Annotated in this window: 18 protein-coding genes; 5 read left to right on the forward strand and 13 right to left on the reverse strand. The window is 65.6% G+C overall.

What is annotated here, in order from left to right; all coding sequences use genetic code 11:
- The 4 genes from cysC to AC13EK_RS02755 all read left to right on the forward strand — a co-directional run.
- On the forward strand, positions 1-1429 hold a 1429-nt coding region (gene cysC, locus AC13EK_RS02740), incomplete at its 5' end, for an adenylyl-sulfate kinase (RefSeq protein ID WP_483022011.1).
- A gap of 11 nt (positions 1430-1440) precedes the next feature.
- A complete protein-coding gene (locus AC13EK_RS02745; protein ID WP_170828692.1) occupies positions 1441-2190 on the forward strand; it encodes a 3'(2'),5'-bisphosphate nucleotidase CysQ in 750 nt (249 codons plus the stop codon).
- A gap of 20 nt (positions 2191-2210) precedes the next feature.
- Positions 2211-3374, forward strand: coding sequence for a sulfotransferase family protein (locus tag AC13EK_RS02750; protein ID WP_069337309.1), 1164 nt, complete (start codon positions 2211-2213; stop codon positions 3372-3374).
- Between the two features lie 4 nt (positions 3375-3378).
- Positions 3379-3786 (forward strand): nuclear transport factor 2 family protein, encoded by a 408-nt coding sequence (locus tag AC13EK_RS02755; protein WP_069337308.1) that lies wholly within the window; start codon positions 3379-3381, stop codon positions 3784-3786.
- Positions 3787-3790: 4 nt separating this feature from the next.
- Here AC13EK_RS02755 and AC13EK_RS02760 read toward each other — a convergent pair whose 3' ends face one another.
- From AC13EK_RS02760 to AC13EK_RS02775, 4 genes are all read right to left on the reverse strand, one after another.
- A complete protein-coding gene (locus AC13EK_RS02760; protein ID WP_069337307.1) occupies positions 3791-4708 on the reverse strand; it encodes an SDR family NAD(P)-dependent oxidoreductase in 918 nt (305 codons plus the stop codon).
- An 83-nt stretch (positions 4709-4791) separates the two neighbouring features.
- Positions 4792-6009 (reverse strand): CaiB/BaiF CoA transferase family protein, encoded by a 1218-nt coding sequence (locus AC13EK_RS02765; protein WP_234792387.1) that lies wholly within the window; start codon positions 6007-6009, stop codon positions 4792-4794.
- A gap of 68 nt (positions 6010-6077) precedes the next feature.
- The gene (locus AC13EK_RS02770; protein WP_010338881.1) at positions 6078-7226 is read right to left on the reverse strand and encodes an FAS1-like dehydratase domain-containing protein; all 1149 of its coding nucleotides are present in this window, start codon (positions 7224-7226) and stop codon (positions 6078-6080) included.
- A gap of 16 nt (positions 7227-7242) precedes the next feature.
- Complete coding sequence (locus tag AC13EK_RS02775; protein WP_234792386.1) at positions 7243-8826, reverse strand: acetate--CoA ligase; 1584 nt, start codon at positions 8824-8826, stop codon at positions 7243-7245.
- Between the two features lie 155 nt (positions 8827-8981).
- Here AC13EK_RS02775 and AC13EK_RS02780 point away from each other — a divergent pair, with 155 nt between their 5' ends.
- The gene (locus AC13EK_RS02780) at positions 8982-9815 is read left to right on the forward strand and encodes an IclR family transcriptional regulator (protein WP_069337305.1); all 834 of its coding nucleotides are present in this window, start codon (positions 8982-8984) and stop codon (positions 9813-9815) included.
- On the opposite strand, the gene AC13EK_RS02785 is transcribed toward AC13EK_RS02780, so the two are convergent.
- From AC13EK_RS02785 to AC13EK_RS02825, 9 genes are all read right to left on the reverse strand, one after another.
- On the reverse strand, positions 9801-11399 hold the full coding sequence (locus AC13EK_RS02785; protein ID WP_069337304.1) for an SMP-30/gluconolactonase/LRE family protein: 1599 nt from the start codon (positions 11397-11399) through the stop codon (positions 9801-9803). The two genes, AC13EK_RS02780 and AC13EK_RS02785, sit on opposite strands and share 15 nt — an antisense overlap.
- Position 11400: 1 nt before the next feature.
- Positions 11401-12816 carry an aldehyde dehydrogenase family protein gene (locus AC13EK_RS02790; RefSeq protein ID WP_069337303.1) on the reverse strand — a complete coding sequence of 472 codons (1416 nt, stop codon included), beginning with the start codon at positions 12814-12816 and terminating at the stop codon, positions 11401-11403.
- A 144-nt stretch (positions 12817-12960) separates the two neighbouring features.
- Positions 12961-14745, reverse strand: a complete 1785-nt coding sequence (locus AC13EK_RS02795) for a thiamine pyrophosphate-binding protein (protein ID WP_069337302.1) — start codon at positions 14743-14745, stop codon at positions 12961-12963.
- Positions 14742-16118, reverse strand: coding sequence for an aromatic ring-hydroxylating oxygenase subunit alpha (locus AC13EK_RS02800; RefSeq protein WP_483022012.1), 1377 nt, complete (start codon positions 16116-16118; stop codon positions 14742-14744). Before AC13EK_RS02800 ends, AC13EK_RS02795 begins: the two co-directional genes overlap by 4 nt.
- A gap of 167 nt (positions 16119-16285) precedes the next feature.
- Entirely contained in the window at positions 16286-18115 is a 1830-nt protein-coding gene (locus AC13EK_RS02805; protein WP_069337301.1) for a flavin-containing monooxygenase, read from the reverse strand.
- A gap of 186 nt (positions 18116-18301) precedes the next feature.
- Positions 18302-18457, reverse strand: a complete 156-nt coding sequence (locus tag AC13EK_RS02810; RefSeq protein WP_004209077.1) for a hypothetical protein — start codon at positions 18455-18457, stop codon at positions 18302-18304.
- A 152-nt stretch (positions 18458-18609) separates the two neighbouring features.
- Positions 18610-19287, reverse strand: coding sequence for an SDR family oxidoreductase (locus AC13EK_RS02815; RefSeq protein WP_069337300.1), 678 nt, complete (start codon positions 19285-19287; stop codon positions 18610-18612).
- Between the two features lie 19 nt (positions 19288-19306).
- The gene (locus AC13EK_RS02820; RefSeq protein WP_069337316.1) at positions 19307-20755 is read right to left on the reverse strand and encodes an NAD-dependent succinate-semialdehyde dehydrogenase; all 1449 of its coding nucleotides are present in this window, start codon (positions 20753-20755) and stop codon (positions 19307-19309) included.
- 163 nt (positions 20756-20918) lie between these two features.
- Positions 20919-21467, reverse strand: coding sequence for a nuclear transport factor 2 family protein (locus AC13EK_RS02825; protein ID WP_069337299.1), 549 nt, complete (start codon positions 21465-21467; stop codon positions 20919-20921).

Consider the following 21467-nt stretch of genomic DNA (forward strand, 5'->3'; position numbering starts at 1 on the left):
CCTGGTCGGCTATGACCAGGCGGTGTTCGACAAGATCGTCGCCGATTATGCCGCGTTCGCGCAGAGCATCGGCATCAGCGCCTTCACGCCCATCCCCATCTCCGGCTTCAAGGGCGACAATATCACCGCCCGGTCCGACAAAACCCCCTGGTATCAGGGGCCGACCCTGATGGCGCATCTCGAAAGCGTCGAGGTCGATGCCACCACTGCGGCGGCCAAGCCCTTCCGCATGCCGGTCCAGTGGGTCAATCGCCCCAATCTCGACTTTCGCGGCTTTGCCGGCCTGATCGCCAGCGGCTCGGTCAAGCCGGGCGATGCCGTGCGGGTGCTGCCCTCGGGCAAGACCAGCACCATCTCGCGCATCGTGACGATGCCGGGTGGAACCGGCCCGGCAAGCGGGACCGGTGGCGATGGCGACCTCGACGAAGCGATCGCCGGCCAGTCGGTCACGCTCTGCTTCGCCGACGAGATCGACTGTTCGCGCGGCGACGTGATCGCCGTCGCCGACAATCCTCCGGAGGTCTCCAGCCAGTTCGAGGCGACCATCGTGTGGATGGATGACGAGGCGATGCTGCCGGGCCGGCCCTATTGGCTCAAGATCGGCACGCAGAGCGTCTCGGCCACCGTCCAGGCGCCCAAATATGTCGTCAACGTCAACACCATGGAGCATCTGGCGGCCAAGACGCTGGACCTCAATGCCATTGGCGTTGCCGAACTGGCGACCGACAAGCCGATCACGTTCGAGCCCTATGCCGACAACCGCACGCTCGGCGGCTTCATCCTGATCGACAAGATCTCCAACCGCACCGTGGCGGCGGGCATGCTCCACTTCTCGCTGCGCCGCGCTCAGAATGTCCATTGGCAGGCGACCGACATCGGCCGCGAGGCCCATGCCCAGCTCAAGAACCAGGTGCCCCGCATCCTCTGGTTCACCGGTCTCTCGGGCTCGGGCAAGTCGACCATCGCCAATGAGGTGGAAAAGCGGCTCGCGCTGATGAACCGCCACACCTTCCTCTTGGACGGCGACAATATCCGTCATGGCCTCAACAAGGATCTGGGCTTTACCGAGGCGGACCGGATCGAGAATATCCGCCGGGTCGGCGAGGTTGCCAAGCTGATGGCGGATGCGGGCCTGATCGTGCTGACCGCCTTCATCTCCCCCTTCCGCGCCGAGCGCGAGATGGTGCGCGAGATGCTGCCGGACGGCGAGTTCATCGAGATCTTCGTCGACACGCCGCTGGAGGTCGCCGAGGCGCGCGACGTCAAGGGTCTCTACAAGAAGGCCCGATCGGGCGCCCTCAAGAACTTCACCGGCATCGACAGTCCCTATGAGGCGCCCACCGCTCCGGAAATACGGGTCAACACCGTCGAGATGACGCCGGAAGAGGCCGCCGAGCATATCATCCGCAAGATCATGCCGCTCAAATGAGGGAGGGCAGCATGACTGACGCGGACCTGGCCGCCCATCTCGCCGAGACCGCCGGCCGCCTGCTGCTGGAGGTCCGCGCCTCGGGCCTGTTCAGCGCCAAGGCGCTCGGCAAGGCCGGCGACCAGACCGCCAACCAGTTCCTTGTTGCTGCGCTGCGCGAACAGCGGGCCGAGGACGGGTTGCTCTCCGAGGAGATGGCCTGCGATGGAGCCAGACTTACCCACAGCCGGGTGTGGATCGTCGATCCGGTCGACGGCACCCGCGAATATGGCGAGGCGCGCGCCGACTGGGCCGTCCATGTCGGTCTTGCCATAAACGGCGTGCCGACCATCGGTGCGGTTGCGCTGCCCGGCCATGACGACGGCATCGTCCTGCGCACCGACCAGCCGCGCGCAATCCCGCCCGCGCCCGAGAAGCTCCGCATGGTCGTCTCCCGCACCCGCCCCGCACCCCAGGCGGTCGCGGTCGCAGAGGCGCTGGGCGCCGAACTGGTCCCCATGGGCAGCGCCGGCGCCAAGGCCATGGCCGTGATCCTGGGCCAGGCCGACATCTATCTCCATGCCGGCGGCCAATATGAATGGGACAGTTGCGCGCCCGCCGCCGTCGCACTCGCCCACGGCCTCCACGCCTCCCGCATCGACGGATCGCCGCTCATCTACAACCAAGAAGACACATACATGCCAGACCTCCTCATCTGTCGGCACGAACATGCCGACAGCGTGCTGGGGGCCTTGGCCGAGATCGCGGCGCAGGCCGCCTGAAAACAGAAGGGAAGAGGATCATGATCACCGACACCATCGGCCTCGACGCCGACGCCCTGGTCGCCGCCGCGCGCGAACAGACCGGCCTCACCGATCTGGGCGACGACGCCATATTGGAAGGTCTGGACGTGCTGGTCGACGCGATCAATCGCGAGGCCCATCTGACCGAAGCGGCGCAGGGCCGCTGGGCGCAGCAGCTGACCGCGACGCTCGCCAACCGCTTGCAGGTCGAGGACTGGCTCGCCCGCCATCCAGACCTGCTCGACACCCCGATCGAGAAGCCGATGTTCGTCTTCGGCCTGCCGCGCACCGGCACAACCTTGACGATCAACCTCTTGAACGCCGATCCAGCCCGCCGCTCCTTCCTGCGCTGGGAGGCGTTCAATTCGGCGCCACCCGCTGCCGCCGGCACGCTCAGCAGCGACCCGCGCTATGTCGCGGAACAGGCGCGGCTCGACATGTCGCTCAAATATGCGCCGCATATTTCGGCCATCCATCATGAGGATGCCGACAGCCCGACCGAATGCCAGTTCGCCATGGCGCCGTCCTTCTGCGCCCAATATTATGACTCGGTCCTGCACATCCCGAGCTATCAGAAATGGCTGTTCGCCACGAGCTACCTGCCCGCCTTCCGCTATCACAAGCGGCTGCTGCAATTGCTGCAGGCAGAAAATGGCGGCCGCTGGACACTGAAGAATCCCTGGCATCCGCTGTTCCTGGACGACCTGACCAGCGTCTATCCCGATGCCCAGCTGGTCATGACCCATCGCGATCCGGCCGACGTCGTCGGCTCGGCCTGCAGCCTCGTCTATCAGGTGCGCAAGATGTTCAGCGCCGATGTCGATCCGATCGAGGTCGGCCGCTCGCAACTGCGCACCTTCGACCTGATGATCGAGCGGATGCTGGCCTATCGCGAAAAGCATGGCCAGGATGCGATCCACGACATCCAGTATGACGACCAGCTGCGCGACCCGATCGGCGAGATGCGCAAGCTCTATGCCCGGTTCGACGAACCGTTCACGGCGGAAGCGGAAGCCGGCATGACTGCGATGCTGGCAGCCAATCCACAGGGCAAGCATGGCAAGCACAGCTATGACCTGGCCGATTATGGCCTCGATCGGGCGCAGATCCACGCCCATTTCAAGGCCTATACCGACCGCTTCTCGATCCCCGTGAAGGCCTGATCCGATGACGCAGGCCCATCATGACCTGGCCCGCCGCTTCTTCGCCGCCCTGTCGGCGGCGGCACTGCCGGACGAATTGCTGACCGAGGACATGACCGCCTGGACGACGACGTCGGGCGTCGATGCGCCGCGCGCTGCCTATCAGCGCGGCGTGGCAATGCTGGGGTCGCTGTTCCAGGGCGGGCTGAGCTTCACCGTCGATTCATTGACGGCGGAAGGGGACCGGGTCGCGGCCGAAGTGCGGTCGGCGGGCATGCTGGTGAATGGCGAGCCCTTCGCCAATCGCTATGTCTTCCTGCTGCGCATCCGCGACGGCCGGATCGCGTCGGTCGCCGAGCATTTCAACCCGGCGCCGGTGGAAGCCCAGATCAAGCCACTGATCCAGGCAATGATGGCGGCGAAACAGGGCTGAGCGATCAGCCCTGTTTTGCACCCTGACTGGCCATTGCGAAACTGTAGCGCAGATGGTCGAGATGGCCGGTCGGCACCGGCGGAAACAGCAACGCGTCCTGCGTGTCGCGGATCCCCTCCAGCCGATCGGCGATCTGCTCGATCGTCCAGTCGGGCTGGAACAGGCCGACGGTTTCCATCGTGTAGGCCCGCGCGACGCGCCCGGCCATGGCGATCAGCATCTCGCCGCTGACCGCGCAATCCTGATGCGCAAGATAGCCGACGGCCGGTGCGACCAGTTCCGGATCCATCGGCGGATAGGCGCTGGTATCGAGGCCCTCGGCCATGCGGGTGACGGCGCCGGGCAGGATGATGTTGCTCTTCACGCCATGGGCCGCCCCCTCGATCGCGGCGACGTTGGACAGGCCGATCATCCCGGCTTTGGCGACGCTGTAATTGACCACCCCGGCATTGCCGTAGAGGCCGTTGATCGATCCGGTCAGGACGATGCGGCCATAATTGGCGGCGCACATATGCGGGAAGGCGGCGCGCACGACATGGAAGGCGCCGCGCAGATGGACGTCGAGTACCGTCTCGAAATCGGCATAGCTTAGCTCCGCCAGACCGCCGCGTCGGACGATGCCGGCATTGTGGATAAGGATGTCGATGCTGCCGAAATGGTCGCGGGCGAGGTCGATCATCGCCTGCCCGCCTTCGGGCGTGGCGACGCTGTCGGTCGAGGCGATCGCCTGGCCGCCGGCGGCGCGGATTTCGTCCACCACCGACTGGGCCGGGCCGGCATCGGTCCCCTCGCCCTGCATGCTGACGCCGGGATCATTGACCACCACCTTCGCGCCGCGCGCCGCCAGCAGCAGCGCATAGGCCCGGCCGAGGCCACGCCCGGCGCCGGTGATCAGGGCGACGCGGTCGTCAAATCGCAACATGATAGTCTCTCTCCCGGATGATGATTGGCGGGGAGCTTAGCGGTGCGTGCGTCCTCTCCCCAAGCAGGAGGGGAAATGATCGCTCAGGCGACGACGCCCGCGCCGCGCAACCGGGCGATGGTCTCCGCATCCATGCCCAACAGGTCTGCCAACACCATATCGCTATGCTCGCCCAGCACCGGCGGCGCGCTCGGCACCGGCTGCTCCGCACCGGGGAAGCGGAAGGGACGGTTGACGATCGGGATCGTGCCCAAACTCTTATGCTCGGTCTCCACCACCATGTTGCGGGCCAGCGTCTGCGGCTGGGCCAGCGCCTCGCTGATGGTCAGGATCGGCGCATGCGGCACCTGATGCGCGGCGAACAGGTCGGCGAGGTCAGCCACGGTGTGGGTCTGGGTCACCGCCGACAGCAGGGCATTCACCTCCGCCCGCCGCTCGCGCCTCTTGTCGAGCATGTCATAGCGCGGATCGTCGGCCAGCGCGTCGAGCCCCAGCGCGGCGCAGATCTTGCCCCAGAAATGATTGGTGAGGCAGGCGATGACGATCGACCCGTCGCTGGCGGGGAACACGCCATAGGGGACGAGATTGGGATGCTGCGATCCCTGCGGCACCGGATCCTGCCCGGTGAAGAAGCTGAGTTGCGCCAGATAGCCGAGCAGGCCGATCATCCCGTCCATCAGGCTGATGTCGATCAGCCGGCCGCGCCCGGTGGCATGGCGCTCATGCAGGGCGGCGAGGATGGCGATCGGCCCGTTGATGCCGCCGACCAGATCGCCCAGCGGAATGCCGAGCTTGGTCGGCAGCCCGCCCGGCTCGCCATTGACGCTGAGCGCGCCGGACATGGCCTGCAGCACGATGTCGAAGGACGGCCGGTCCTTGAGTGGCCCGGTCATGCCGAAGCCGGAAATGGCGCAATAGATGAGGTCGGGGTTGATCGCCGACAACGCCTCATAGCCAAGGCCCAGCCGGTCCATCACGCCGGGCCGGTAATTTTCGATGACGATATCCGACTTGGCCGCCAGATCGCGGGCGATCGCCAGCCCCTCGGGGGCTTTCAAGTCGAGCACGATGCTCTTCTTGCCGCGATTGACGCTGAGGAAATAATGACTCTCGCCTTCGCGCAGCGGCGGGAAGCTGCGGGTGTCATCCCCACTGCCCGGCGGCTCCACCTTGATCACCTCCGCGCCCAGATCGGCGAGCGCCAAGGCAGCCGAGGGGCCGGCGAGAACGCGGGTGAAATCCAGCACCCGCACCCCGGCCAGCGGCCCCGCCCATATATTCTTGTCGTGGCTGTCCATCATGCATCTTTCGGTGGGCCGTCCCATCCCAAATCCTCCCCAGGGGGAAGGAACGGCCCGCCGCGCCCGGATCAGGCCGGGCGGCTGGGCAGTTCGGCAATCGAGGTGCCGAAGGCCGAGACTTCGCCGCGATGGGTTTCCGCGCGCTGCTGGATCTCGACATATTTCTTGCCGTTCTCCTCGAACTTGCGGATCACGCTGCCGTCGATGAAGATCACGTCGCCATCGGGATTGTGGCGGCGGATCTGGCACTTGCTCTTGTGCAGGAAGCCGTCGTCGCCGATCCAGTTGGTGACCTGATGGGTCAGCCAGCTGCAGCGTTCGGGACCATAGTCATAGGCGCCCGGCGCGCCGACTTCGAGCGCGAACGCCTCGTCCCAATGGACGCGTTCCGGGCAGTCGGGCACGTTGAAGCGGTTCTTGATGCCGGTGCCGGGATGCTTCTGCTGCATCTTCCACGCCAGCTTGTTGGCGCGGATATAGAGGCCGCCCCAGCCCTGTGCATAGCAAATGAAGCCGGTGACGGTCATCGGCCCCTTCATCATGCGCGGCAACTCGTCGCCGACCTGCACATCTTCCCAATAACGGGGCGTGGCGCCGCGAATTTCTTCCTTCTCGTACAGCTTGTACATTTCGGCGAGCTGTTCGTCGGTGAAGGGCTCCACCCGGCCACGGGCTTCGGTGTACTTGGTGCCACGCTCACGCGCTTCGTCGCGGTCGGTGCGGAACACCCAGCTGTCGCCTTCGGCAACCTTGTCGCCCGACTGGTTGAAGAAATCGACATGGTAGATCTGCTGGAAGCTGCGGCCGGCAAACTTGGTCTGATGCTCGACCAGATCCTTCAAATAGGCCTCGGTGCGGATGGTGTCGTTACGCAGCACCGGCTTGTGCCAGGTCCAGTCGGCACCGGCCCACATCGCATGGACGCCCGACAGGCCACCGCAATAGCCCGAGATGATACGGCTGGTGGTGAACAGGAAGCTCGGCAGCGCGACCAGCGAACCATGCTTGGTCTTTTCGGCATAGGCCGGGTCGCACCACAGCGGATTATCGTCGCCGATGCCATGGGCATAATGGCGGATCGCGTCGCGCGTGGCTTCGTAATTCCACGGTTCGACCGTATTCTCGATCTTGACGCCGATGCGCTTGCGCAGGTCGTCCAGCCCCTCCTCGGTGATCTTGGGGAATTTGTTCACGGGCGCTTCGGCCAATGTTGCCATCTCTCTTCTCCTGACTTCAGTTGGCGAGTTCGACCGCCTTGGCGGCCTCACGATCTCTCAAAATCTTGCGGTGGACCTTGCCGGCCGGCGTCTTGGGCAGGTCGGTCACGAATTCGACGATGCGGGGAAATTCGTGCTGGGCGAGCTTTTCGCGGGTGAAGTCCTGCAATTCGCGGACCAGCGCGTCGCTGCCGTCGCGATTGAGGATGATGAAGGCCTTCACCACCTGGCCGCGCTTGTCATCGGGCACGCCGATCACCGCGCATTCCAGCACCGCCTCATGCTTGAGCAGCGTATTTTCGATCTCGACCGCGCTCATCGTCCAGCCGGCCGAAATGATGACGTCGTCGGCGCGGCCGCAATGGTAGAAATAGCTGTCGGCGTCGATCTTCGCCCGGTCCTTGGTGGTTTCCCACCGGTCGCGCCGCCACAGCATCAGTTCGCCAATCTCGCCGGGGTCGCAGGCGCTGCCATCGGGGCGCTGCACTTCCAGCTTCTGGCCCGGCACCGCCTTGCCCAGCGAACCCGGCTTCACCATGAAATCCTGCGCGCCGGGATAGTTGACCAGCACCACGCCGATCTCGGTCGTGCCGTACATGGAACAGGCCGGCACCTTGAAATGGGCGTCGATGAACTCCAGCGTCGCCGGGTCGATCGGCTCGCCGGTGTAGGACAGCTTGTCGAAATGGAAGGCGAAGTCGGCGGCCCGGCCGCTATTCTTCATCATACGATAATGGGTCGCGGCGGCCGACATATTGGTGATGCCATAAGCGTCCAGCGCCTGCATCAGCCGCACCGGATCGAACCGGCCGGCAAAGGTGCCGGTGGTGACGCCCAGGCCCAGCGGCGCCAGCGTGCCATGCCACAGGCCATGCCCCCAGGCCGGCGAGGAGGGGCAGAAAAACTCGTCGCCCGGCCGAATGCCGGTGCCGTAGAGGGCGGCGAACATCAACGTCACCAGCGCGCGATGGCTGTGCTTGACCGCTTCGGGCAGTTCGCGGGTCGTGCCCGACGTATATTGGAAGACGGCCAGGTCATTGGCCTTGGTCTTCGGGCTGTAAGTCGCCGGGAAGCGGGCGAGATCGGCCAGCAATGCGTCGTCGGCGACGATCACGCGCGGCCCGTCCATGCTGCGCGCCAGCTCCGCCTTTTCCGCATTGGTGATGAGGATGGTCGGCTTGCAATCATCCACCCGCAGCCGCAGCGCATCCGGGCCGAACAGGGTGAAGAGCGGCACCGAGATCGCGCCGGTCTGCATCGCGCCGAACAGACAGACATAGAAGGGCAGCGAAGGCTCCAGCATGAAAGCGATGCGTTCGCCCGGCTGAATGCCCTCGGCGTCCAGCCAATGGGCGAAGCGCGCGGCGCCCGCCGCGATCGCGTCGAAGCTCAATATCTCGTCCCGGCCGCCATCATCACCATTGGCGGCATGAGCGATGCGCACGGCGGCGCGGCCCGATCCGTCGGCATGGCGGGTGATGCATTCATGGGCGATGTTCAGTTCGTCGCGGTCGCCGTCGAACAGATCCCACAGCGCCGCTGAGGTCGCATGTGCCTGTGCATCGGCATAGCTGCGATAGTCGGTTAGCTTCGCCATCATCCCATCCCATCGGTCCGGCATTCAACTGGGCGAACGGGTCAAACCCCCGTCGCTGCTTGCCACAAGCGATGTCACAGCGACTCATTTGTTGTAAATAGTGAATGATGTTCTATATTTCGAATGACAGCCCATCGGTGGCGCGATAGGATGACGCCATGACCGACAGCCGCACCACGCCCCGCCCGCCCTCCACCGTCCGCAAGGTCGCCAAGGCCGTGCAGGAGAGCAAGGCGCCCGCCATCGCCCGTGCCGCCGCGATCCTGCGCCTGCTGGGCAAGAGCGACCGGCCGCTGGGCGTGCAGGCGATCGCCAAGGAACTGGGGCTGGTGCCCAGCACCTGCCTCTATGTGCTGCGCGCGCTGGTGGAGGAGGAACTGGTCGCCTTCGATCCCGACACCAAACGCTATGCGCTGCAGGCCGGCGTGCTGACGCTGGCGCGCAACTGGCTGCGCCGCGACGCCTTCAACGACCTTGCCCAGCCGGTGCTGGATCGGCTGGCCCAGCGCTTCGGCCTCACCATGCTGGGGGTGCAGGCGGTGGGCCTCGATCATATGATCGTCGTCGCCATGGCGCAGTCGGGCAGCGGCTTCCAGCTGAGTGCCCAGGTCGGCAGCCGCTTTCCTGCGCTCATCAGCGCCACCGGCCGCTGCATCGCCGCCTTTGGCGATTATGGCGAGAAGGAGCTGAAGGCGCGGTTCGACACGCTGCGCTGGGACGATCCGCCGCCCTTTTCCGACTGGATGGAGCAACTGCGCCAGACCCGCGCGCAGGGCTTCGCGGTGGACGAGGGCCAATATATTGCCGGCGTCACCGTCGTCTCCGCGCCGGTGTGGAAAGGCGCGGGCCGCCCGGTCCATGCGCTGGTGGCGATCGGCATCGGCGCCGCACTGCAACGCGAGGGGCTGGGCGCATTGCAGCAGGCGCTGGTCGAGGCGGCGGACGCGCTCAGCGAGCAGCTCAGCGGCGACCGTCCCTTACCGGCGGCGTAGCGCCAGCACGCTCCCTTCGGCGTCGCCCGACACATAGAGCGTGCCGTCCGGTCCCGCCGTCACATCGGCGAAATTGATCATCGGCCCGGCCATGTCACCGATCGGGCCCAGGAATTTGGGCGTCACGCCGGCGGGCGCGCCGACCGGCAGGGCGCTGGCGATCGTCGCGCGCGCGCCGCCCGACAGGTTGGTGGCGACCAATGTCTTGGTCCGCGTATCGACGACGACCAATTGCCCGTCATGGATCGCCAACCCTTCCGGCCGACCAAGATCATCGATGATCGTCTCGCTGCGACCGCCCGCGATGCGCAGCACGCGCCCCGCCCCGGCCTCGGCGACATAGGCTGTCCCGTCCGGCGCCAGCGCCACGCCCATCGGCTTGTCGAGTCCGGTCGCGAGTTCGCTGACCGCGCCATTCTCGATCGAGAGCAGCCGGCCAGTGCCATATTCGGCAACCACCACCGCCCCGCCCGGCGCGACCGCCACCCCCATCAACTGGTCGAGGCCGGTGGCCAGGAAATCGCTTTCCCCCTGCCCCGGCCGATAGCGCGCCACCGCGCCCAGGCCGGTGCTGATGATCCATTCGGCCGCCTGCGCGCCGGCGGCAACGCCGCGCATATAGCCGGGGCAGCCGGGGTAGAAGATCATGCCGGCCAGGGTCAGCGCCTCGCCGGCCCGCAGCGTATAGCCGAAGGTGCCATCGGCAACGAACAGCGCCCCATCCGCACCCATGGCGAGGCCCAGCGGCCATTGCAGTGCGCGCGGCACGACGGAGCGGACCTTGCCATCGCCCAGCAATTCGGTGATCTCGCCCGGAATGCTCGACACGAAGATGCGGTCACCGATGAAGCTGACATTGTCGAGGCCGGGGCCAAGGTCGGCCAGCACTTCGCGCGTGCCGCTCACCAGATCGAGCCGCAACACCTGACCGCTGGCCACCTGGGTCGTGACGATCCGCCCCTTGCTGTCGAACTTCACCGAATCCGGCACGCCCAGATCGCCGGCCACCACTTCGGGCGCGCCGCCATTCAGGTCCACCCGCCAGATCTCGTTGGCGCCCATCACCGGGAAATAGAGCTTGCCGTCCGGCCCGACCTGAAAGGCGTTCGCCATCGGGATATTGTCGAGGATGATGCGCGGTTCGCCGCCATCCAGGTCCAGTTCCATGATCCGCGCGCCGATGCGGCATTCGCCCGCGATCAGCCGACCCTGATGCCAGGTGATCGGGTTGGCGACCGGAATGTCGCCGCGCACCACCCGCACATCGCCCGACGGCGTGCGCATCGCGACCCGGCCCTCGGTAATCTCGGTCAGATACATATTGCCCGCATCATCGAACACCAGATCGTCGGGCGCGACGATGGCGCCGCCCATCGCGCTGATCGTTTCGATCGCGCCGCTGTCGACATCGATCGCGCTGACCTGGCTGCCACCGACCTGTGCGACATAGAGGCGCCCGTCCGGCCCGGTCGCAAGGCCATTGGCGCCGTGCAGACGACTGGGCGGGGTCAGCCGCGCGAGGGTCCAGCCCTCGGCAGCGGCCGCAGCACTGGCGGCGCCATAACGCCCGGACTGGACCGCCATCTCAGGCGTAGCCCAGCAGCGACTTCACTTCGAGATATTCGAGGAAGCCATGCTCGCCCCACTCGCGGCCATTGCCGCTGCGCTTGTAGCCGCCAAAGGGGGCGTGGAAATCGAAGCCGCCATTGATGCTGATCCAGCCGGTGCGCATCCGTCGGGCGACGGCACGGCACTGGTCCACATCCGTGCCGCTGACATAGCCGGCGAGGCCGAAATTGCTGTCATTGGCGATCTCGACCGCATGGTCGATATCGTCATAGCCGATGATCACCAGCACCGGGCCGAATATCTCCTCCCGCGCGATCACCATGTCGTTGGTGCCAACGAACACCGTCGGCTTCACGAACCAGCCCCTGTCGATCCCGTCCGGGCGACCGGCGCCACCGGCGATCAGGGTCGCGCCCTCGTCCAGGCCCTTCTGGATATAATCCTGAATGATGTTGTACTGGCTCTTCGACACGACCGGACCCATGGCGACATTGCCGGTCGGATCACCGACCGTCACCGCGTCCGCCGCCGCCTTGGCTGCGGCGATCACCTCGTCCATGCGCGACGCGGGCACCAGCAGGCGCGATCCGGCGCTGCAGGTCTGGCCCGAATTGCCCATCATGCCACCGGTCGCGCCCGCGACATTGGCGGCCAGCGCGTCATCGTCGAGCACGATGAAGGCGCTCTTGCCGCCCAGTTCCAGGCCGACCCGCTTGATCGTGGTCGCCGCGTCCTTCTGAATCTGCACGCCAACCGGCTCCGACCCGGTGAAGGACACCATGTCGACATCCTCATGGGTGGAAAGCGCGGTGCCGATCACGCTGCCGCTGCCCTGCACCATGTTGAACACGCCCGCCGGCACGCCCGCCGTATCGAGAATTTCGGCCAGGATCTGGGCCGAGAAGGGGGCGAGTTGTGGCGGCTTCAGGATCATGGTGCAGCCAGTGGCCAGCGCCGGGAAAATCTTCACGCAGGTCTGGTTCATCGGCCAGTTCCACGGCGTGATGAGCGCGCAGACGCCGATCGGCTCGCGCGCGATCATCGTCGCGCCATGCGGCTCGTCGAACTTGAATTCGCGCAGCACCTCGATCGCGGTCTGCAGATGCCCCGCCCCCAGCCCGACATGGAAGCCATGGGCCAGCGAGGACGGCGCACCCATCTCCTCGATGATCGCGTCGCCCAGTTCGGTCTGGCGCCGCGCATATTCGGCCTGGATGGCGAGCAGCAGGTCGAGCCGCTGTTCGCGTGTGGTCTGCCACCAGCTGGCAAAGGCCTTGCGCGCGGCGGCGACCGCCTTGTTCACGTCGGCGACACCGCCGAGCGAAATGGTGCCGGCCACCGCCTCGGTCGCGGGGTTGATGACATCCGCGGTCTTCGGTTCGACCGGGGCGACCCACTGGCCGTCGATATAGAAGTTCCGATAGTCGCGCATGTCGATGTCCCATCCTCTCCAAAATCCTCCCCCTGAAGGGGAGGTGGCTGGCCAAAGGCCAGACGGAGGGGTGTGCCCACCAGGGTGACACCCCTCCACCGCCTGCGGCGGTCCCCCTCCCCTTATCCGGGGAGGAAGGGCATTTTACTGGGTGCCTTCGGCGTACCAGGTGCGGAATTCGGCATATTTCGGCATTTCTTCCGAATTGGCCTTGGGGTCGATCACGACATGGACGACGCCCGGCTTGCCGCTGGCATAGGCGCGCGCGATCGCCGGCTTGATGTCCTCCGCGCGGGTCACATATTCGCCGTGGCAGCCAAAGCCCTCGCCGATCTTGTCGAAGCGGACTTCCTTGCTCCAATGGGTGCCGGTTTCTTCCGTGCCCTGGCCGAAGGTGCGCTTGTAGACGCCCACTTCCAGGCCCCACTGATTATCCACGCCGACGACGCAGACCAGCGGCAGCTTGGTGCGCACCGCCACTTCCAGTTCGGCGATATGGAACATGAAGCTGCTGTCGGAAGTCAGCAACAGGCCCGGACGGCTGACGCCGGTGGCCGCCTTGTCCGCCAGCATCGCGCCGGTGGCATAGGGAATGCCGGTGCCGATATGACCGAAATTCTGGTTCCAGATGACGTCATTCGGCTTGCACTGCGAATAGGTCCACTGGAAGATCACGCCGGCACCGCCGTCGCGGATCAGGATGCCGTCCTTGGGGAAGGCCTCGGTCGCTTCCACCGCCAGACGGGCGGGATGGATCGGCAGGTCGCCGGTGCCGTCGCTCTTGGTGCGCGATTCCGCCGCCAGTTCGTCCAGTTCCGCCTGGCCATCACGCATGAAGGCTTCCAGCATCGGCGCGGGCGGGCGCGGCGTATCCTTCAGCGCCTCGACCAGCTGCGGCACGACGCCGCGCAGGTCGCCGACCAGCGGCACGTCGATCGGCCGGTTGACGCCGATCGCGGCCGGGTCCTGCTCGACATAGATCCACTTGCGGATCGCTTCATTCTTCATCCAGTAGCGCCACTTGCCGAAATGGACCGGCTCGCCCAGTTCGGTGCCCAGCGCCAGCACCAGATCCGATTCCGTGACCGCCTCGATCGAAGCCTTGGAGAAGACATACTGGAAAGTGCGGTCTTCCAGCCCCTTGATATAGCTGGTGCCGCCCGAGGTCTGGATCACCGGGCAGTTCATCAGGTCCGCCAGTTCCTTCACCGCCGCGCCGGAGCGCGAGGTGTGGACGGCATGGCCGACCAGCAGGATCGGGTTCTTGGCGGCGCGGATCAGGTCGGCCGCTTCCTTGACCCGGTCGATGTCCGCGCCCTGGTTGACCAGGCGATAGCGGTCCGGCGCCAGCGGCGCGGGCAGGTCCAGTTCCTCCAGGATGATGTGGCTGGGATATTCGATATAGACCGGGCCGGGAGTGCCGCCCATCGCCTTGCGAATGCCCTCACGCACGACCTCGTCGGTCTGGTCGGCATATTCGATCGAGGCAGCATATTTGACGCTATTTTCGAACAGCGGCATCTGCTTCACAAACTGGATGCGGCCGCGACGGACGCGCTGTTCGGTGACGCGGGCGCGCTGGCCCGACAGGAAGATGACCGGCGAATTTTCGACCAGCGCGCACTGGATGGCGGGCGCCATATTGGCGATGCCCGGCCCCAGCGTGCCGATCGCGACGGCGGGCTTGCCGGTGATGCGCGACGCGGCCTCGGCCATGAAGCCGGCAGCGGCCTCATGATGGGGCGCAACCACGGTCCAGCCGCGCCGTTCGGCCTCCAGGAACATGTGGACGAAATTCGGGTCGGGAATGCCGAACAGCGTGTTGATGCCTTCGGCCTCGAACAGGTCCAGCATCCGCTTGTAGACCGGCGTGCCCTTCTTGTCGGTGGCGTTCACGTTGACGGCGGGCTTGGGATCGTCATAGCTCATTTGAGTAACCTCGGTGCGCCCGTACCCATGTACGTGGCTAGGTTGCGGTGGAAATTGGTGATCTTGCGTTCCTGGTGGGGGTTGGGCAGCGGCCCGCGGAAGCCGCGCGACTTCATGCCCTTCTGCACCCATTCCATGTTCGAGAAGTCCTGGGCGAGGACGGCGCCCCAGCCCTCGGCCGTGGCTTCCCTCTCTTCCCATTCGGTGACCGGCACTTCACCTTCGGGAAAGCGCTCGATCGCGTAGGATTCGAAGATGCACATGTCGGGATCGTCGCCATAGGGACGGGTGCGGTAGCACAGGGCGAAGGTGATCCCCTGCAGCACCGACATGTTGGGAAAGACGTGCCAGGCAAGCCCCGCCTCGGCCATCACCTCGGGCGGGATTTCCGGCCAGATGACGCCGCGCGCGGCATCGTCCGCCTTGGCGGATTTCAGCCAATGGGCGATGACGTCGCCCGCCGCCGTGCCCTCGGGCAGTTCGTCGACCAGCCGGCTCGCCGCATTGACCAAAGTCTCGGTCGAGGCCGCATAGTTCAATGTCTCGTAATTTTCGCGGATCAGCTCATAGGTGGAGCGGCGCGGATCGTCGCCCTTGCCGGCGCGGGTGACGCTGCTGCTCTGGCTCATCTGGAAGGCCGGGTCGCGCTGGTCGAAACCGCTCACCCCATGCAGGCCATAAGCCGCGCTGTAGGCGTAATAATCGCCATAATCGAGCAGCTGGGTATGGGTGCCCGCGACATGATAAGGCTCCATGAAAGCCTCCAGCGCGGTCTTCCAGTTGGCCGGGTAGACCACCCATTTGCGCCATTTGTAGCGCATCTTGTCCATTTCGAAGTGGGACAGGATGCGGCCGGCATCGCCCAGGAAATCGATCAGCGGCTCGGCATTCAGGTCCATGTGGATCCAGATCCAGCCACCCCATATATCGATCTTGACGTCCGACAGGCGGGTGCATTCGGCATTGAGCGCGCCCTGCCAGTCCTGCGGGTCGAGGATGTAGGTGTTGTTACCCTCTGTATCGAAGGTCCAGCCATGGAAGCCGCAGACGAAGCTGCGCCGGTTCTTGCCACGCACCGAATGCACGTCCTTGGGCACATCGACCAGTTGGCGGCCGCGATGCGGGCATACATTGAAGAAGGCGCGCAACGTGTCGGGCGCGGTCCGCACGATGATGATCGACTCGTCGCAAATGTCGTAGGTCATCCAGTCGCCGACATCGGGCAGTTCCTCGACCCGCGCCGCCATCTGCCAGACATGGGGCCACAGCTTCTCCTTCTCCGCCAGGGCATAGTCCTTCGACAGGAATGCCTCGGTCGGGTAGGTCAGCGGCTTGGCCAGCGCCTCCACATCGATATTGTCGATCTTGCTCATGGCATCCTCCTGCAACGTCCGCGTTGCCCGATGGGTACGGCCCGCGAGTCCGCTCGCCGGGTCCGCAAGGACAATATTTTCAACCTGCCTATCGCAACTGGCGGGAGCGTCCCAAGGGAAGAGCGGCGACCGCTACGAACCATCCCCGGGGCGATCCGGCCCATGGCTCAGGACCGCAATTCCATGCCGTCGAGATCGCCCTTCGCGCGCCAGTCCTGCACCAGTTTCTGGAATGCGCCCCAGCCCGGCCCATAGCTGCGGAACAGCGCCCAGGGCGCCTTCACCTGGCCTTCATTGGTGAAATAGCTGGGGGTGCATTCCTGCTGGAAGGCGGTCATGTCGATTTCCATTTCCTCGAAATGGCGGACATAATCCTCCTGCCCCTGCAGGGTGGTCTCGACCACCTTGGCGCCCTTATCCATCACCGCATGGATGATATGGGCGATATGCTCCGCCTGGCGGCCGAACTGTTCGGTCACGCTGGCGTTGAGGCCGCCTTGGATATAGCCGATGAAGAACTGGTTGGGGAAACCATGGGTCATGGTGCCGTGCAGGGTGCGCGGGCCATTGGCCCAATGATCGTAGATGGACAGGCCATCGCGTCCCTCGACCGCATCGATGCCCCAGCGGCGCTTCAGCTCGCTCGTCACCTCGAAGCCGCTGGCGAAGATGATGCAGTCGACCTCATATTCGACGCCGCCCGACACGAAGCCCTTTTCGGTGATCTTCTCCAGCCCCTTGCTGTCGGCAACGTCGATCAGCGTGACATTGGGCCGGTTGAAGGTCGGGTAGAACTCATTGCTCGACAGCGGACGCTTGCAGAGGAAGCGATACCAGGGCTTCAGGGCCTCGGCCGTCGCCTTGTCCTCGACCATCTCGTCGACGCGGGCGCGTAGCCGCTCCATCACGCGATAATCGACCACTTCGCGCTTGGCCATGAACTGCTCGATCGACATTTCGGGCCAGCCTTCGGCTTCCAGCTCGGCCGACAGGTTGCGGGCAATCTCGGTCCAGATGTCGCAGATCAGGTCCGGCTCGCCCGGCGCAAAGGATTCCATCGCGGCCCGGTGGAAATTGGCCTGGCGATCCGCCTGCCAGCCGGGCTGGAGCGACGCCGCCCAGTCGGCGTCGGTCGCCGGATTGGGCCGCTCGTCCACGGTCGATGGCGTGCGCTGGATGACATAGAGCTGTTTGGCGTAGCGGCCGAGATAGGGCACCGCCTGGATCGCGGTCGCGCCGGTGCCGATGATGGCAACCCGCTTGTCGGCCAGCCTGTCGAGCACCGGATTGGCGTAGCTGCCGCCGCTATACTCATAGTCCCAGCGGGCGGTGTGGAATATCTTGCCCTTGAAGCTGTTGATGCCGGCGATGCCGGGCAGCTTGGGCATGTTGAGCACGCCACAGCCCATCACCACGAAGCGGGCCAGCAGTTCGTCGCCCCGGCTGGTGCCGACGCGCCAGCGCTGGATCGACTCGTCCCATTTCAGCGAGGTAATGAGGGTGTGGAACAATGCCTTGTCGGCGAAACCGAAGCTTTCGGCGATCTGGCGGCAATAGGCCTGGATCTCCGCGCCGTCGGCGAATTTCTTCGACGGCATGAAGCCGGTTTCTTCCAGCAGCGGCAGATAGCAATAGGCGTCATTGTCGCACTGGATGCCGGGATAGCGATTCCAGTACCAGACGCCGCCGAAATCGCCGCCATGGTCGATATTGCGGAAATTGGTGACGCCCTGCTTGGTCAGGTGATAGCCGGCGAGCAGGCCGGCAAAGCCCGCGCCCAGCACCACGACATCCAGTTCCTCGACGATCGGATCGCGGGCAACGACCGGCATATGCGGGTCGACGTCATAGCTGTGCGTCGTGTCGTCGGTGGTCGGCTGATATTGGCCTTCCCGGTCGGCGCGCATCCGCTTGTCGCGCTCGGCGCGATATTTCTCGCGCAGGGTCGGGATATCGAATGTGTCAGCCGCAGGCGTCTGCGTCGGCTTGCAGGTCATGACCTCTCCTGGGGATCGCTGTTCTCGCCATTTTGTTAATCAACACATATGTTGACTTGCAATGGCGGAGCGGCGGGCCGGCGCTGTTAGCGCTGTGGCGATCCCTTGGCGGCCTTCTGGCCGCGGCGCTGCCCCGAAAATGGGCAGTCAGCGGGAGAGGTAGTCAGTCGTCAGCTGGCGCGCCGATCAGGCGGCGCGGGCCAGCTTTTCTTCCTTGGCGACCGGGAAGGTCACGACGTCGGCCGAAACCGGCTCGGCAGCGGGGGTCAGCGCGGCGATATAACGCTCGGCGGTGACGACGTCCCGGCGATAGGCGAAATAGAGCGAGATGAGCGAAAACATAAGAACCTCGGACAAGAATATTGCTGCGTCGCAGCATCGAGGTTCATCTGGTCCTCCCCGGCTTTTTTCGCAAATGCAAAGGCGCCAAGGCCAGTTGCACGAAACGCCATCGACCGGTTGCGCGCCTTGCAACGGCAACCGGTCGATCGCGATCAGACCCGGCCGGTGACCGGGATCAGCGCGCCGGTGATCGGCGCGGCGGCGGGCGACAGCAGGAAGGCGATCACCCCGCCCAGCGCCTCGGGCGAGACCCAGCGGCTGGCATCCGCGTCGGGCATGTCGGCGCGGTTGGCCGGCGTGTCGATGATGCTGGGCAGCACCGCATTCACGCGCACGCCCGCATCCTTCAGTTCTTCGGCCAGCGCCTCGGTCAGGCGTGCGACTCCCGCCTTGGACGCGGCATAGGCGCCCATGCCGGCGGCCGCCTTCACCGACGCCGCAGCGCCGATATTGACGATCGCGCCGCCGCCATCGCGCAGCAGCGGCAACAGCGCGCGAGTCGCGATCAGCGCGGTGCGGACATTCATGCCATAGAGCCGGTCCCAGGTGGCGACCGAGCCATCCTCCACCGTCTCCCAGCTGAAGCCGCCGGCAATATTGACCAGCCCGTCGAGCCCGCCCAGTGCTTCGCCGATCTTCTCGGCTGCGCCGGCCACCGCCTGCTCGTCGGACAGGTCAATGCCGCCCAGCGCCAGGTCGACGCCATCGGCCGGCACATCGCCCAGGTCGATACCCGCCACCGTCCAGCCGGCCGCGCGCAGCACCTGCACCGCCGCCCGGCCCAGCGCACCGGCCGCACCGGTTACCGCCACCACTCCCGCCATCATCATCCCCTTTCGATAGTCTGCGTCAGATCCCGGACATGCACAGATATTTGATCTCGACATAGTCCTCGATGCCATGGCGCGATCCTTCGCGGCCCATGCCCGATTCCTTGATGCCGCCGAACGGCGCGACCTCGGTCGAGATGAGGCCGGTATTGATGCCGACCATGCCAACCTCCAGCGCCTCGCCCACGCGCCAGGCGCGCGACAGGTCGCGGGTGTAGAAATAGCCCGACAGGCCGACTTCGGTGGCGTTGGCCAGCGCGACCGCTTCCTCTTCCGTGTCGAACAGGAAGATCGCGGCGAGCGGCCCGAACGTCTCCTCGTCGGCCAGCTTCATCTCCGGCGTGCAGCCGCTGATGATGGTCGGCTCGAAGAAGCTGTGGCCCAGTGCGTGGCGATGCCCACCGCTCACCAGCGTGCCGCCCTTGGCCAGCGCGTCGGCGACATGTTCCTCGACCTTCTCGACCGCCTTATCGTCGATCAGCGGCCCCTGGGTGACGCCCGCTTCCGTACCCGGCCCGACCTTCAGCTTGGCGACGGCGGCCTTCAGCTTCTCGGCAAAGGCCGGCGCGACGTCGCGCTGCACCAGGATGCGGTTGACGCAGACGCAGGTCTGGCCGCTGTTGCGATATTTGGACGCGATCGCGCCTTCGACCGCAGCATCCAGATCGGCATCGGCAAAGACGATGAAGGGCGCATTGCCGCCCAGCTCCATCGACAGCTTCTTCATCGTCGGCGCGCATTGCGCCATCAGCGTCTTGCCAACCTCGGTCGATCCGGTGAAGCTCAGCTTGCGCACCAGCGGGTTGCCGGTCAGTTCCGCGCCGATCACCCGCGACGATCCGGTGACGACGTTGAACACGCCCTTGGGCACGCCCGCCCGTTCGGCCAGCACGGCGAGCGCCAGCGCGGTGAGCGGCGTCTGGGTCGCGGGCTTCAAGACCATGGTGCAGCCTGCCGCCAGCGCCGGCGCCGCCTTGCGCGTGATCATCGCGGCGGGGAAATTCCAAGGCGTGATCGCGGCGACCACGCCGACCGGCTGCTTGATGACGACGATGCGGCTGTCGGCGCGATGGCTGGGAATGATCTCGCCATAGATGCGCTTGGCCTCTTCGCCGAACCATTCGATGAAGCTGGCGGCATAGGCGATCTCGCCCTTGGCCTCGGTCAGCGCCTTGCCCTGCTCGCGGGTCAGGATCATCGCCAGGTCATCCTGATGCGCGATCAGCAGTTCGAACCAGCGGCGCAATATGCGCGACCGCTCGCCCGCCGTCTTCGCCTTCCACTCTGGCAGTGCCGCCTCGGCCGCCTCGATCGCCGCGCGCGTCCCCGCCTCGTCGATCGCGGGAATGCCGGCCAGCCGCTCGTCCGTCGCAGGATCGGTCACGTCGATGCTGGCAGTGCCGATCCACTGGCCGTCGACATAGCATTGTTCGCGCAGCAGGCTGGGGTCGGCAAGGGCTATGGTCATCGGATCACCTTCTTCGGCAGGATGCGGGGCAAGGGGCGCAGGGCGCGCCCATCGCTGCGTCCAACGCAGCATGGCCCCATTTCGATGCGAAGGTGGGATGCGCGGCAGGCGGCGTCAACGTGGACAGAATGTCCCCGCCCAAGGATCGACCCCGCGATGCGCGCTATTGGGGAATATGCAGCGCCCGCCGGTTGGCCAGCGGCCGCTGATAGGAAGGATCGCTCTTGTCCCGTGCCGGCGCGCCATTGGCATGCAGGTCCGCTATGTCGCCAAAGGGGAGCGGCAGCGTCGGCACCAGCCCGGACCATTCGATCATGTTGGTGCGCAGCACAATCTTCCACTGGCCATCGCGCCGTTCCAGCCGGTCGAGATAGCGGCCCCCGGCGATCCAGTTACTCTCGTCCCGGTTGCGGCCGACGAACAGATAATAGGTTTCGGCATGGGCACCATCGCCGTCGATATCGATCGTCATGTTGAGCAGATTATGATGGGTCGCCACCTGCCCGCCCTCATGCAGGGCGCTGGCCCAGGCATAGAGCGCATCGGGCGCGCCGGCGAAGCTGCCCGCCGCGACCGTGGCATCATCATGAAAGGCCGACAGGAACAACGCCCGGTCGAACCGGTCCATACCCCGGCTGAACCGGGTCAGGCAGTCGACAATATCCTGCCGGTCGAGCAGCGCGTCGATCCGCGCCTGGCGATCCGCGGCCAT

The organism is Sphingobium sp. L-44 (assembly GCF_056859495.1).

Coding starts and splice junctions, on each gene's coding strand:
- AC13EK_RS02745 (WP_170828692.1), top strand. CDS start 1,441: ATGACTGACGCGGACCTGGCCGCCCATCTCGCCGAGACCGCCGGCCGC.
- AC13EK_RS02750 (WP_069337309.1), top strand. CDS start 2,211: ATGATCACCGACACCATCGGCCTCGACGCCGACGCCCTGGTCGCCGCC.
- AC13EK_RS02755 (WP_069337308.1), top strand. CDS start 3,379: ATGACGCAGGCCCATCATGACCTGGCCCGCCGCTTCTTCGCCGCCCTG.
- AC13EK_RS02760 (WP_069337307.1), bottom strand. CDS start 4,708: ATGTTGCGATTTGACGACCGCGTCGCCCTGATCACCGGCGCCGGGCGT.
- AC13EK_RS02765 (WP_234792387.1), bottom strand. CDS start 6,009: ATGATGGACAGCCACGACAAGAATATATGGGCGGGGCCGCTGGCCGGG.
- AC13EK_RS02770 (WP_010338881.1), bottom strand. CDS start 7,226: ATGGCAACATTGGCCGAAGCGCCCGTGAACAAATTCCCCAAGATCACC.
- AC13EK_RS02775 (WP_234792386.1), bottom strand. CDS start 8,826: ATGATGGCGAAGCTAACCGACTATCGCAGCTATGCCGATGCACAGGCA.
- AC13EK_RS02780 (WP_069337305.1), top strand. CDS start 8,982: ATGACCGACAGCCGCACCACGCCCCGCCCGCCCTCCACCGTCCGCAAG.
- AC13EK_RS02785 (WP_069337304.1), bottom strand. CDS start 11,399: ATGGCGGTCCAGTCCGGGCGTTATGGCGCCGCCAGTGCTGCGGCCGCT.
- AC13EK_RS02790 (WP_069337303.1), bottom strand. CDS start 12,816: ATGCGCGACTATCGGAACTTCTATATCGACGGCCAGTGGGTCGCCCCG.
- AC13EK_RS02795 (WP_069337302.1), bottom strand. CDS start 14,745: ATGAGCTATGACGATCCCAAGCCCGCCGTCAACGTGAACGCCACCGAC.
- AC13EK_RS02800 (WP_483022012.1), bottom strand. CDS start 16,118: ATGAGCAAGATCGACAATATCGATGTGGAGGCGCTGGCCAAGCCGCTG.
- AC13EK_RS02805 (WP_069337301.1), bottom strand. CDS start 18,115: ATGACCTGCAAGCCGACGCAGACGCCTGCGGCTGACACATTCGATATC.
- AC13EK_RS02810 (WP_004209077.1), bottom strand. CDS start 18,457: ATGTTTTCGCTCATCTCGCTCTATTTCGCCTATCGCCGGGACGTCGTC.
- AC13EK_RS02815 (WP_069337300.1), bottom strand. CDS start 19,287: ATGATGATGGCGGGAGTGGTGGCGGTAACCGGTGCGGCCGGTGCGCTG.
- AC13EK_RS02820 (WP_069337316.1), bottom strand. CDS start 20,755: ATGACCATAGCCCTTGCCGACCCCAGCCTGCTGCGCGAACAATGCTAT.
- AC13EK_RS02825 (WP_069337299.1), bottom strand. CDS start 21,467: ATGGCCGCGGATCGCCAGGCGCGGATCGACGCGCTGCTCGACCGGCAG.